This is a genomic window from Acidocella sp. C78 (genome assembly GCF_907164655.1).
Map to the genome: position 1 here is coordinate 1 of NZ_CAJQZK010000011.1, position 12,838 is coordinate 12,838.

8 protein-coding genes, 1 tRNA gene and 2 pseudogenes are annotated in these 12,838 nt (G+C 68.8%); 8 read left to right on the top strand and 3 right to left on the bottom strand.

The window, feature by feature from the left end; all coding sequences use genetic code 11:
• The 3 genes and pseudogenes from ACIDOCELLA78_RS000000104370 to ACIDOCELLA78_RS000000104380 form a co-directional block, all read left to right on the top strand.
• Positions 1-705, top strand: a 705-nt coding sequence (locus tag ACIDOCELLA78_RS000000104370) for an oligosaccharide flippase family protein (protein WP_283770830.1), incomplete at its 5' end; no start/stop codon positions are given.
• Positions 627-812 (top strand): annotated as a pseudogene (locus ACIDOCELLA78_RS000000104375) (polysaccharide biosynthesis protein); the annotation flags it as partial. The gene ACIDOCELLA78_RS000000104370 and the pseudogene ACIDOCELLA78_RS000000104375, both read left to right, overlap by 79 nt.
• 97 nt (positions 813-909) lie before the next feature.
• Positions 910-1,545: a hypothetical protein gene (locus ACIDOCELLA78_RS000000104380; RefSeq protein ID WP_249675718.1), complete on the top strand. Its 636-nt coding sequence runs from the start codon at positions 910-912 to the stop codon at positions 1,543-1,545.
• A 5-nt stretch (positions 1,546-1,550) separates the two neighbouring features.
• Here the strand turns inward: ACIDOCELLA78_RS000000104380 and lipB are convergent, their stop codons facing one another.
• Positions 1,551-2,237 carry a lipoyl(octanoyl) transferase LipB gene (gene lipB, locus ACIDOCELLA78_RS000000104385; protein ID WP_201728547.1) on the bottom strand — a complete coding sequence of 229 codons (687 nt, stop codon included), beginning with the start codon at positions 2,235-2,237 and terminating at the stop codon, positions 1,551-1,553.
• A 24-nt stretch (positions 2,238-2,261) separates the two neighbouring features.
• Between lipB and ACIDOCELLA78_RS000000104390 the strand changes: the two genes are divergently transcribed.
• From ACIDOCELLA78_RS000000104390 to ACIDOCELLA78_RS000000104410, 5 genes and pseudogenes are all read left to right on the top strand, one after another.
• Positions 2,262-2,347, top strand: a tRNA-Leu gene (locus ACIDOCELLA78_RS000000104390).
• A gap of 146 nt (positions 2,348-2,493) precedes the next feature.
• A pseudogene (locus ACIDOCELLA78_RS000000104395) lies at positions 2,494-4,766 on the top strand (NADP-dependent malic enzyme).
• Positions 4,767-4,862: 96 nt separating this feature from the next.
• Positions 4,863-6,797 (top strand): acetate--CoA ligase, encoded by a 1,935-nt coding sequence (acs, locus tag ACIDOCELLA78_RS000000104400; protein WP_201728548.1) that lies wholly within the window; start codon positions 4,863-4,865, stop codon positions 6,795-6,797.
• Between the two features lie 23 nt (positions 6,798-6,820).
• Positions 6,821-7,657: an alpha/beta fold hydrolase gene (locus ACIDOCELLA78_RS000000104405; protein ID WP_249675721.1), complete on the top strand. Its 837-nt coding sequence runs from the start codon at positions 6,821-6,823 to the stop codon at positions 7,655-7,657.
• A 490-nt stretch (positions 7,658-8,147) separates the two neighbouring features.
• Entirely contained in the window at positions 8,148-8,900 is a 753-nt protein-coding gene (locus tag ACIDOCELLA78_RS000000104410; protein ID WP_201728549.1) for an HpcH/HpaI aldolase/citrate lyase family protein, read from the top strand.
• 72 nt (positions 8,901-8,972) lie between these two features.
• Here ACIDOCELLA78_RS000000104410 and ACIDOCELLA78_RS000000104415 read toward each other — a convergent pair whose 3' ends face one another.
• The gene (locus tag ACIDOCELLA78_RS000000104415) at positions 8,973-11,468 is read right to left on the bottom strand and encodes a TonB-dependent receptor (RefSeq protein WP_249675724.1); all 2,496 of its coding nucleotides are present in this window, start codon (positions 11,466-11,468) and stop codon (positions 8,973-8,975) included.
• A 79-nt stretch (positions 11,469-11,547) separates the two neighbouring features.
• A complete protein-coding gene (locus ACIDOCELLA78_RS000000104420; protein WP_201728550.1) occupies positions 11,548-12,837 on the bottom strand; it encodes an adenylosuccinate synthase in 1,290 nt (429 codons plus the stop codon).
• Position 12,838: the final 1 nt, after the last annotated feature.

Here is a 12,838-nt window from a genome sequence, read left to right on the forward strand (position 1 = left end):
CAGGATGTAATCTTCGGGCATGATGATTTGCGGATATCGCGCCCGCGCGGCGGCGAGGGGCGCGGCGTGAGCCTGCAGCGCGGCGCGGCGAGGGGAACGGCGTGGAACCTGCTGACCGTGCTCGGCGAGCGGAGTTTCGGTTTCGCCGTGCTGGTGATCCTGCTCCGCCACGTCTCGGCGCAGGATGTCGGCACCGTCGCCCTCGCCTCGGCGATTTCCGAACTCGCCCGCATGGTCACCGCCGGCGGCGCCGGCGAGCAGGTGGTCGCCGCGCCGGGGGATCGGGTGGTCGAGGCCGGGGCGTTCTGGGCGCAGCTCATCCTTGCCGTGCTGGTCACCATCCTGCTCTTCGCCGCCGCTGCGCCGATCGCCGCCTATTACCGCGCCCCCGCCCTCGGCTGGGTAACCCGCGCGCTCTCGCTCAACATCCTGCTCGGCGCCTTCCTGATCGTCCCGGCGGCGCGGCTGTCGCAGGCGTTCAGGTTCCGCGCCCTCAGCCTCATGTCGGTCGGCAGCACGGTGCTGGGCGGGGCCGTGGCGCTGGCGCTGGTGTTTCGTGGCTATGGCTGGCGGCGCTGTTGGTGCAGCGCATGGTGGGGATCGGGTTTTACGCGCTGGCCGCATCCATCGCCGCCGGATGGCGACCGCCGGCGCCGCCGCGCTGGGCAGCGCTGGCCGCCGCCCTCAGCTTCAACCTGCCGATGATGGGGGCGGCCTTCGTCGATTACCTCGCCCATACCGGCTATGTCGTGCTGGTCGGCATGCGCGTGCCGGTGGTGGCGGTGGGCGAGTTCCGGATCGCCCAGCGGCTGGCCGAGGTGTTGCAGGAACTCGCGATCCTGCCGGCCAGCAAGGTGTTCCTGCCGATTTTTCGTCGCGGTCCGCGAGGACCCGGCGCGGCGCTTCGCGGTGGCATTGGCGCTGATGGACATTCTCGCCATTCTCTCGCTCGGCGCCGCGTCGGTGAGCGGCGCGGTGGCGGGGCCGCTGGTGGTGCTGATGTTCGGCGCGCGCTGGGCCAGCGCGGCGCCGGTATTCGCGGCGCTCAGCCTGATCGTCCCCGCCTCGACCATCTATGCCTTCGTCAAGCCGATGCTGACGGCGCTGCGCCGGCCGGGGCTGGTTTCGGCCTTCGCCGCGATGAATGCCGGCACCATCGCGTTCGCCGCCTGGTTCGCGGCGCCGTTCGGGCTGGTGCCGCTCGGCTGGGCGCTCTCCGCCCGCGGGCTGGTGGTGGCGCTGCTGATGCTGCCGGCGCTGTCGATCGGGATCGGCCAGCCGGCCTGGCCGCTGCTGCGGCTGATGGGCGCACCGGTCGCGGCGCTGATCGGTGCGCGGCTCGGCACCGCCGCGCTGATGGCGGCGCTGGCGCGGGAGTTCGGTCTCGCCTTCGGGCTGCGGCTGCAACTCTTGATTGGCGGCGGCGCGGCGGGGGTGATTTTCCTCGCGGTGATGCTGGCGCTTGCGCCAAGGCGGATGACCGGCATGGCGCGGCGGCTTGCCGCCGCCTTCCGCCGCGCCCCGGCGGTGCCGGTCGCCGGCTGAGCGGCTCAGACCGGCCGCGCCGCGGCGCCGAAAACCCCGGCGAAGGCATCGGCCAGCGCGGCATCGACCGCCTCCATCGGCGCGGCGATGCCGAGTGCGGCGAGCGAGGTAACGCCGTGCTCGCTGATGCCGCAGGGCACGATGCCGCCGAAGCGGCCGAGATCGGGCGCGACATTGAGCGCGATGCCGTGATAGCTGACCCAGCGCGATACCCGCACGCCGATCGCCGCGATCTTGAACTCGCGGCCGGCGGCATCGGCAACCCAGATGCCGACCCGGTCGGCCCGGGTTTCGCCGCGCACGCCGAATCCGGCCAGTGCGGCGATCAGCCAGGATTCGAGCCCGGTGACATAGCCCCGCAGGTCGCGCGGCGGGACCGTGCCATGCGGCCGCGACAGGTCGAGCATGACATAGGCGACGCGCTGGCCCGGCCCGTGATAGGTCCACTGGCCGCCGCGCCCGGTGCGGAAAACCGCGGCATCGCCGGCGCGCAGCAGATCCGCGTCGCGCGCCGAGGTGCCGGCGGTGTAGAGCGGCGGATGCTCGACCAGCCAGACGCGCTCGGCCGCCGCGCCCGCGTGGATCGCCGCCGCCCGGACCTGCATTTCCGCGAGTGCCGCGGGATAATCGGTCAGGCCCGGCGCTTTTGCCCATTCGATGTGGTCATGGGTTGTTGATACGGCGCGCGCCATCGGCTATAGCGCTCCCGCTGCGAGGCGGTCGTGGCGGAATGGTAGACGCGCAAGCTTGAGGTGCTTGTGGGGGAAACCCTGTGGAAGTTCGAGTCTTCTCGACCGCACCAACGCTCCGGGACATGCCCGGAGCGCCCCGAGGGGCCGGAACAGCCCGGTATCTGACAAACTCTTCATCGCTATCCTGCCATGTGAAAGCCCGGTTGTCCGGGCGACCCTGATCGCGCATTCTGGCCCGACCCAGGAGGGACCGGACATGGATGAAGCGTTACGCAAGGCCGCACTCGATTACCACCGCCATCCGCGGCCGGGCAAACTCGCGATCACGCCGACCAAGCGGATGGAAACCTCGCGCGACCTCGCGCTGGCCTATTCTCCCGGCGTCGCGGCGGCGTGCCTCGCCATCAAGGACGATCCCGACACCGCGTTCGACTACACCACCCGCGGCAATCTCGTCGCCGTGATCACCAACGGCACGGCGGTGCTCGGCCTCGGCAATATCGGCGCGCTCGCCTCCAAGCCGGTGATGGAGGGCAAGGCCGTATTGTTCAAGAAATTCGCCGGGATCGACACGTTCGACATCGAGGTCGACCAGCCGGACCCGGACAAGTTCATCGAGGTGGTCGCCGCCCTCGAGCCGAGTTTCGGCGGCATCAACCTCGAAGACATCAAGGCGCCGGAGTGCTTCCGCATCGAGCAGACGCTGCGCGAGCGGATGAACATCCCCGTGTTCCACGACGACCAGCACGGCACCGCCATCATCGTCGGCGCCGCCGTGCAGAACGCGATGATCGTGCAGGGCAAGACGATCGACGATGTCAGGATCGTTACCTCCGGCGCGGGGGCGGCGGCGATTTCCTGCGTGCGCATCCTGATCGCGCTCGGCGCCAACCCCGAGAACATCGTGATGACCGATATCGAGGGGGTGATCTACAAGGGCCGGCCGAACCTGAACGAGACGCTGGAGCCCTTCGCCCGCGACACCGCGGCGCGCTCCCTGCCGGAGGTGCTCGACGGCGCGGACATCTTCCTCGGCCTGTCCGCCCCCGGCGTGCTCAAGCCGGACTGGCTGGACAAGTTCGCCGCCAATCCGCTGATCCTCGCCCTCGCCAACCCGGAGCCGGAAATCCGCCCCGAGCTGGTGGCCGAGCGCCGGCCGGATGCGATCGTCTGCACCGGGCGGTCGGATTTTCCGAACCAGGTCAACAACGTGCTCTGCTTTCCGTTCATCTTCCGCGGCGCGCTCGATGTGGGGGCGACCGCCATCACCGAGGGATGAAGCTTGCCGCCGTCACCGCCATCGCGGAGCTGACGCGGATCGAGGCGTCCGAGACGGTGGCGGCGGCCTATGGCGGCGTCGCGCCGGTGTTCGGGCGGGACTACATCATTCCGAAACCGTTCGACCCGCGGCTGATCCTGCACATCGCCCCCGCCGTCGCGCGGGCGGCGATGGATGAGGGGGTGGCGCGGCGGCCGATCGCGGATTTCGACGTCTATCAGCACGATCTCGAACGGCTGGTGTTCCGCTCGGGCCTGCTGCTGCGCCCGGTGATCGAGGTCGCGCGCTCGGCGAAGGTGCGGATCGTCTATGGCGAGGGCGAGGACGAGCGGACGCTGCGCGCCGCCCAGAGCGTGATCGACGACCGGATGGGCACGCCGCTGCTGGTCGGCCGCACCGCGGCGATCATGCAGCGGATCGCGGCCCTCGGCCTGCGGATGAAGCCGGAGCAGGATTTCCGCATCATCGATTTCGAGCGCGAGCAGGGCCTGTTCCGCCGGCTGCTGGAAAACTACCAGCACATCGTCAATCGCCGCGGCGTGCCGCCGGATGCGGCCCAGCGCCAGCTCTCCCGCCGGCCGACCGTGGCCGCCGGCATGCTGCTCGCCGCCGGCGAGGCGGATGCGGCGATCTGCGGCGGGCTCGGCGACTGGTCGCGCCAGTTCCGCTACGCGATGCCGATCATCCCGCGCAAGCCGGGCATCAAGCGGGTTTCGGCGATGACGGCGCTGATCCTGCAAAGCGGCAACCTGTTCTTCTGCGACACGCATGTGAACGAGGACCCGTCCTCCGAAGACATCGCCGAGATGACGCATCTCGCGGCGGAAATGGTGTCGCATTTCGGGATTGCGCCGAAGGTCGCACTGCTGTCGCACTCGAATTTCGGGGCGTCGAACTCGGCCTCGGCGCGCAAGATGCGCCGGGCGCTGGCGCTGATCCACGCGCAGGACCCGGAACTTGAGGTCGATGGCGAGATGCACGCCGACGCCGCGCTGTTCGAGCCGATCCGCGCCCGCGCGGTGTGCGACAGCCGGCTGACCGGCTCGGCCAACCTGCTGGTCATGCCCTCGATCGACGCGGCGAATATCGGCTTCAACCTGCTCAAGGCGGCGGGCGAGGCGGTGACGGTGGGGCCGTTCCTGCTCGGCCTGTCAAAGCCGCTGCATATCGCGATCCCGAGCGTGACGGCGCGCGGCCTCGTGAACATGAGCGCGGTGGCGGCGATGGAAGCGGCGCTGATGGCCGGTTAGGCAACGGTTTTTTGCAGCGCAATACTTTCGGATGCCGCACAAACATGCCATACCGGTAAAAAAAAATGGCTTAATAAATTTGATGAGGAACCGAGCATGTCGCAGCCCGAAATCATTCCCGTAAAGCCGGAAATCGCCGCCGGCGCGCTGATCAACCGCGCGAAATATGACGACATGGCAAGCCGCGCGGCGGAGAACCCGGAGGCGTTCTGGGCCGAGGAGTGCAAGCGCATCACCTGGATGACGCCGCCGACCCGGATCAAGGATGTCAGCTTCACCGGCAACGTCTCGATCAAGTGGTTCGAGGATGGCGTGCTGAACGCCTCCGCCAACTGCCTCGACCGGCATCTCGCCACCCGCGGCGACCAGGTCGCCATCATCTGGGAAGGCGACGATCCCAGCGAACAGCGGCACGTGACCTATCGCGAGCTGCACGCCGAAGTCTGCCGCATGGCGAACGTGCTGAAATCGCTCGGCGCGCGCAAGGGCGACCGGGTGACGATCTACATGCCGATGATCGTCGAGGCCGCGGTGGCGATCCTCGCCTGCGCGCGGATCGGCGCGATCCATTCCGTGGTGTTCGGCGGGTTCTCGCCGGACAGCCTGGCCAACCGCATCCAGGATTGCGACAGCTCGATCCTGATCACCGCCGACGAGGGCCGGCGCGGCGGCCGCAAGGTGCCGCTCAAGGCCAATGTCGACGCCGCGGCGAAATCCTGCCCGATGCTGAAGAAGGTCGTGGTGGTGAAGGCGACCGGCGGCGCTGTGGACATGCAGGACGGCCGCGACGTGTGGTATCACGAGGCGGCCGCGACCATGCCGCTCGACTGCCCGCCGGAGCCGATGAACGCCGAAGACCCGCTGTTCATCCTCTACACCTCCGGCTCGACCGGCAAGCCCAAGGGCGTGCTGCACACGACCGGTGGCTACATGGTCTGGGCGAGCTTCACCCATCAATACGTGTTCGACTATCACGAGGGCGAGGTGTACTGGTGCACCGCCGATGTCGGCTGGGTGACGGGGCACACCTATATCGTCTACGGCCCGCTCGCCAATGGCGCGACGACGCTGATGTTCGAGGGAATTCCGAACTACCCCGACACCAGCCGCTTCTGGCAGGTGGTGGACAAGCACAAGGTCAACATCTTCTACACCGCCCCGACCGCGATCCGCGCGCTGATGCGCGACGGCGAGGGGCCGGTGAAGAAAACCTCGCGCGCCTCGCTGCGGGTGCTGGGCTCGGTCGGCGAGCCGATCAACCCGGAAGCCTGGCTGTGGTATTACCGCGTCGTCGGCGACCAGCGCTGCCCGATCGTCGATACCTGGTGGCAGACCGAGACCGGCGGCATCCTGATTTCGGCGCTGCCCGGCGCGATCGACCAGAAGCCGGGGTCGGCGACGCTGCCGCTGCCCGGCGTGAAGCCGGTTCTGGTCGATGGCGACGGCAACGTGCTGGACGGCGCGACGGAAGGCAATCTCTGCCTCGCCGATAGCTGGCCTGGGCAGATGCGCACCGTCTATGGCGATCACGAGCGCTTCATCCAGACCTATTTCTCGACCTTCCGCGGCTTCTATTTCTCCGGCGACGGTGCGCGCCGCGACGAGGACGGGTATTACTGGATCACCGGCCGGGTGGACGACGTCATCAACGTCTCCGGCCACCGCATGGGCACCGCCGAGGTCGAGAGCGCGCTGGTGGCGCACGCCATGGTGGCCGAGGCCGCGGTGGTGGGCTTCCCGCACGACATCAAGGGCCAGGGCATCTATGCCTATGTCACGCTCGTCGCCGGCCAGGAGCCGACCGAGGAGCTGCGCAAGGAACTGGTGATGTGGGTCCGCAAGGAGATCGGCCCGATCGCGGCGCCGGATGCGATCCAGTGGGCGCCGGGCCTGCCCAAGACCCGCTCGGGCAAGATCATGCGCCGCATCCTGCGCAAGATCGCCGCCAATGAGACCGACAGCCTGGGCGATACCTCGACCCTCGCCGATCCGGGGGTGGTGGACGACCTCGTGCGCAACCGGCTGGGCTGAGCGGCCGCGCGGCGGTGGGCGGAATGATCGAGCACGAGGCCGGCCGGGTCCATCGGGTGATGGGCTCGGGCGGCGTCGGGCTGCATGTGCGTGAATGGGGGCCGGAAGCGGCGCAGCCCATCCTGTTCATCCATGGCTGGTCGTCCTGCTATCTCGCCTGGCGCGGGCAGTTCGACAGCGCGCTGCGCGAGCGCTTCCGCCTGGTCTGCATGGACCTGCGCGGCCACGGGTTTTCCGACCGGCCGCTCGACCCTGAACTCTACCAGACCGGCGCGCACTGGGCGGACGACATCGCCGCGGTGATGATCGCGCTCGGCCTGCGCCGGCCGGTGCTGGTCGCGGCGAGCTATGGCGGCTACGTCGTCGGCGACTATCTCGCCCGGCACGGCACCCGCAATGTGAGTGCGGTGAATTTCGTCGGCGCCGCGGTGATTTCCTCGAACCCGCCAATGCATATCGGCCCCCGCTTCATCGAGGGCGCGGTGATGGCGGCCAGCGACGATCCGGCGGTGATGATCGAGGGCGCGCGCAGCGTGATCCACGCCACCACCCACCGGCCGCTGCCGGCGGCCGATGCCGAGCGGGCGCTGGCGGGCTTCGCGCTCACCCCGCCGGCGGTGCGCGCCTTCCTGCTGATGCGCACGCTCGACTTCACCGACACGCTGGCCGCGCTCGACCGGCCGGCGCTGGTCACCCAGGGCGAGGAGGACGATATCGTGCTGCCGGCAATGGCGCGGCATATCGCCGAAACCGTGCCGCAGGGGCGGCTCTCGCTCTACCCCGAATGCGGGCACACCCCGCAATACGAATTCGCCGAGCGGTTCAACCAGGAGCTCGCCGCCCTGGCCAGCGCGGCCTGAGCCGCGTTGCTGACATTCCGCGCGGCCTGAGCCGCGTTGCGGACATTAGACGCGGCCTGAGCCGCGTCGCAGACATTCAGGTTATGCGATAAGTTCATGGCGGCTTCATGCCGTCCCCCCTTTTCCGGGGCTCGCGGCGCATTATCTGCATGAGAGACGGGTTCGCCCGCTCAGGAGTTTCGGCAGCGATGCCGTTTGCCATCCGGTCCTGACCGACCGGATAGGGGTCTTCGGATCCCGACGTCTCCCAGACGTGAAGCCTCCCTGTTGACTGCCCCGCCGGTGTTCCGGCGGGGCTTTTTTTGTGTCATTTCAGTGAAATGTAGCCTCATCGATCGCCGATCGCAATCGCGCGATGGCAACCGGCGCGGTTTCGCGACGGAGTGTTGCAGGGCAGACACGCCGCGGATCACGAGGTGGGTGCCGATGCGGTTTGTCTCGCGCGGCCAGCTATGGAATGCTGCCGTCAAATCATGCGGGAGGATATACGATGACGCTGCAACAACACTGGGAGTCCGGCCGTGCCGTGCTGAATGGCTGGCTGTCGGTCCCCGCCGGCTTCGCCACCGAGCTGATGGCGCGGCAGGGCTGGGATAGCCTGACGGTCGACATGCAGCACGGGCTGGTGGACTATTCGGGCCTGGTGCCGATGCTGACGGCGATGGCCGCCGCCGATGTGATCCCGATGGTGCGGGTGCCGTGGTTCGACCCGGGAATCGTGATGAAGTCGATCGATGCCGGCGCGCTCGGCGTGATCTGCCCGATGATCAATTCGCGGCAAGAGGCCGAGGCCTTCGTCTCCTGCCTGCGCTACGCGCCGCGCGGCCGGCGCAGCTATGGCCCGATCCGCGCCGCCCTCGTGCATGGCGCCGATTACGCGCGCCGCGCCGATGACATGGTGACCGGCTTCGCGATGATCGAGACGCGCGCGGCGCTGGAGGCGATCGACGAGATCGTGTCGATCCCCGAGCTGGACGCGGTCTATATCGGGCCGAACGATCTCGCGCTCTCGCTCGGCGAGGCGCCGCGCTTCGACCCGGAAGCCTCGCCCGTCTATGACGCGATCCTGCACATCCTCGCCCGGGCGAAGCATCACGGCAAGCGCGCCGCGGTGCATACGGGTTCGCCCGCCTATGCGCGGAAGATGGTCGCGGCCGGGTTCGATCTCGTCACCGTCGGCTCCGATGCCGCCTTCATCGCCCAGGGGGCCGCCGCCGCGGTGCAGGCCTTCCGCGGCGGCTGAGCGGCGCCATGGCGTATTGATATTCCGAGCATCTTGATCCGATCAGATGACCCCATCTGATCGGATGATGCTCTAGAACTTCACCTTCACCCCCGCATAGCCGGCGATCGGCGCCGCCGTGGAATAGGCGCGGTTGTCGGCGGCATAGGCCGGGCCGAGCACATAGGCGATGCCGGCGGGGTTGGAGAAGCCGCCATAGACGTAATAATGCGCGTCGGTCACGTTATCGACCTCGCCGAACACGGTGATGCGCGGGGTGAGCCGGTAGCTGGTGGTGACGTTCAGCACGACGAAGCCGGGCAGTTGCGGCTGCTGGTTCGACTGGTCGCCATGCAGATACGTGCCGGTCTGCGCGTTGGCCGACAGGCCGAGCGTCCAGGCCGGCGTCGCCTTGTAGTCGGCGCCGAACTTGAAAAGGTTCTCCGGCACGCCGGCCAGACGGTCGCCCGGCCGCACGGTGATCACCCCGCCCACATTCGAGGGGCTGTGCGAGGCGACCTGAAAGCCGCTCCGATAGGTCGCCTCGATCAGCGAATAGTTGAAATACGCATCCCATTTCGCGAAATCGAGCCGCAGGGCGAGATCGGCGCCCTGGCGCAGCACGCCGCCGATATTGGCGAAATAGCCGTTGGTGTTGTTGTTGAGGTCGGTGGCGAGGAACTCGACATCGTCATTCGCGCGGATGTGGTAGTAATCGAAATTGTAGGTCAGCGTGCCGTCACCGCCGACCAGCAGCGCCCCGCGGATGCCGGCTTCGAGATTCTTGGTGACGGTCTGCTTCAGGTTGGGGTCGAAGGTGATGAAGTTGGACAGGGTGCAGGGGTCGGTGGGGTTGGCGCAGGTCAGCTCGGCCGGGGTGGGCGCGGCATTGGCCTCCGAGTAGCTGCCATAGAGCGAGGCGAGCGGGGTCAGCCGGTAGCTGAAGCCGATCGTGGGGTTGAAGTGCTGGTAGTTGTGATGCCCGCTGAGATCCGCCTGGTTCTGCACCTGGCCCGCGGCGAGCACGCTCGCGGCCTCGGTATTGTGCAGGTCGATCTGGGCGATGTTGAGCCGCCCGCCGAGCGTCAGGGTGAGGCGGGGGGTCAGGTCGAGCGAATCCGACAGATAGAGGCCGTAATAGGCGTTGCGGATGGCCTCGGCCGAGGGCAGGGCGCCCGGCTCGTCGGTCTGGTAGCCCTGTCCGCTGCCCGGCGGCGCGGCATAGACGCGGACGGCGTTGAGCAGCCCGTCGAAATTGGTGGCGGTGAAGGTGGTGAAGCCGCCATCGAAGCTCGCGCCGGCGATCAGGTGGTTCTTCAGCCCGAACAGCACGTCCTTGCGGCTGAGCTGGGCGGTGGCGCCGTAGCCATCGGTAGTGGTGCTGTTCACCGCGAGCGAGCCGTAGCCGACATAGCCGGACGGCACCGCGAAATAGGGCACGGTGCCCCCGCCGAGCAGGGTGGCCGGCGTCGTCGAGCCCAGCCCGCAGAGATGGCTGGTCGAGCCGTCGGTGCATTGCGCATCGACCGGCCCGTTGCCGTTGATCAGGTGCTCGCGCAGATGGTCGTAATACAACACCGCCTGCACCGATGTGTGGCTGTCGATCCGGTCGTTCAGCGTCGCGGCGATGCGCGCATAGGTGTCCTCGATCGAGTTCGGCCCGGTATATTCCGCTCCCGGCGCGATCGCGAGCAGCTTCGCCGGCACCGTCGCCGGGCCGTTGAGGAAGGAATGGCCGAACATGCCGTTGATGTGCAGCTCGGCATGCGGGCCGCGCCAGCCGAGATCGGCATAGGCGCTTTCGAGGGCCGAGGATTGCAGGTCGCGCCAGCCGCCCGAGCGCGCGCCCTGCACCGCGATATAGGCGGCGGTGTCGCCGTGGCTTATGCCATACTGGCCGTTGCCGCGCAGCGTGCCGAACGAGCCGCCGGACAGCTCGACCTCGCCGCGATGATAGGTGAAGCCGTTCTTCATCTGCACGCTGAGCGCGCCGCCGAGGGCGTTGAGGCCGAAGAGCGGGTTGGCGTCCTCGACGCTGATATGCGCGATCGCCGCCTGCGGCAGCACGCTCCACAGCGCGAGGTCGCCGAAGGGAACGTTGAAGCGCGCGCCGCCGACATAGACGCTGATGCCCTCCGGCGTGCCCTGGATCGGCGAGAGGGTGAAGCCGTGATAGATGATGTCCGGCTGGTAGGGGTTGGCCTGGCTGTTCTGCAGGTTGACGCCGGAAGCGGAGCGGCCAAGGGCGGCGACGACGCTCGGGTTGCCGGCAACGTTGATCTGCCGGCTGCCCAGTTGCTGCACGAGGGCGGGCCATTTCGCCGCGTTGATCGCCGCACCGGCGAGCGGGGCGACATTGACGCGGATGGTGCGGATGGCGATCGGCGCCTTGGCGCCGGTTGCCCTGGCTTTCGCGTCCCGCGGCTGCGCCGGCGCGAGCGGCGCGACGATGAGGGGCGCCTTCGCCGCGGGCGTTTGCGCAGCCTTCGCCGCGGGCGCCAGCGGCGCGGCGAGCGTGCCCGCCGCCATCGCCGCGGCGGCCCGAAGTGCGAGTCGCCGCGCGTGCGGGATGGCTGATCTCGGTTTCATCGTCGTTTCCTCCATGTCCGGGGCGGTCGTTGCCGCCGCCGCGCCGCCTGTCACGGCGCGGGATTGTGCCGCGTTGCGCTCAGTCCGCGAAGGGGTCCTGCATCAGGATCGTGTCATCCCGCTCGGGGCTGGTGGAGAGCAGGGTGACCGGGCATTCCACCAGCTCCTCGATGCGGCGGACATATTTGATCGCCTGCGCCGGCAGATCGGCATAGGAGCGGGCGCCGCGGGTCGAGCCGGACCAGCCCTCGATGGTTTCATAGACCGGCTCGGCCTTCGCCTGCGCCGCGGCGCCGGGCGGCAGATGGGGCAGGGTTTCGCCGCCGATGCGGTAGCCGACGCCGATCTGCAGCGTCGTCATCCCGTCGAGCACGTCGAGCTTGGTCAGCGCCAGGCCCTGGATGCCGCCGACCTTCACCGCCTGGCGGACAAGGGCGGCGTCGAACCAGCCGCAGCGGCGGGCGCGGCCGGTGACGGTGCCGAATTCGTGCCCGCGCTCGCCGAGATGGCGGCCGATCTCGTTGTCCTGCTCGGTCGGGAAGGGGCCGGAGCCGACGCGGGTGGAATAGGCCTTGGCGATGCCGAGCACCCGCCCCGCCGCGTCGGGCCCGACGCCGGCGCCCGCCGCGATCTGGCCGGAAACGGTGTTGGACGAGGTGACGAACGGGTAGGTGCCGTGATCGACATCGAGCATCACCGCCTGCGCGCCCTCGAACAGGATGCGCGCGCCGGCCTTCTTGGCCTCCGCCAGCCGTTCCCACACCGGCTCGGCGAAGGGCAGGATCTGCGGTGCCAGAGCGAGGAGCTGGTCCATCAGCTCGGCCTTGCCGAAGGTGGGCGCGCCGAGGCCGGCCAGCAGCGTGTTGTGGTGCAGCAGCAGCTCGTCGAGCCGCCAGTCGAGCGTTTCGGGTTCGGCGAGGTCGCAGATGCGGATGGCGCGGCGGGCGACCTTATCCTCATAGGCGGGGCCGATGCCGCGGCCGGTGGTGCCGATGCGCCGTGCGCCGCGTGCCGCCTCGCGCGCGGCGTCGAGGGCGGCGTGCAGCGGCAGGATCAGCGGCGCGTTGTCGGCGATGCGCAGGGTTTCCGGCGAGACGTTCAGCCCCTGCGCGCGCACCCGGCCGATTTCGGCGAGCAGCGCTACCGGGTCGACCACCACGCCATTGCCGATCACGCCGAGCTTGCCGCGCACGAGGCCGGAGGGAAGCAGCGAGAGCTTGTAGGTCTGGTTGCCGACCACGAGCGTGTGCCCGGCATTGTGCCCGCCCTGGAAACGGACGACGACATCGGCGCGGGAGGCCAGCCAGTCGACCACCTTTCCCTTGCCCTCGTCGCCCCATTGCGCGCCGATGATGGTGACATTTGCCATG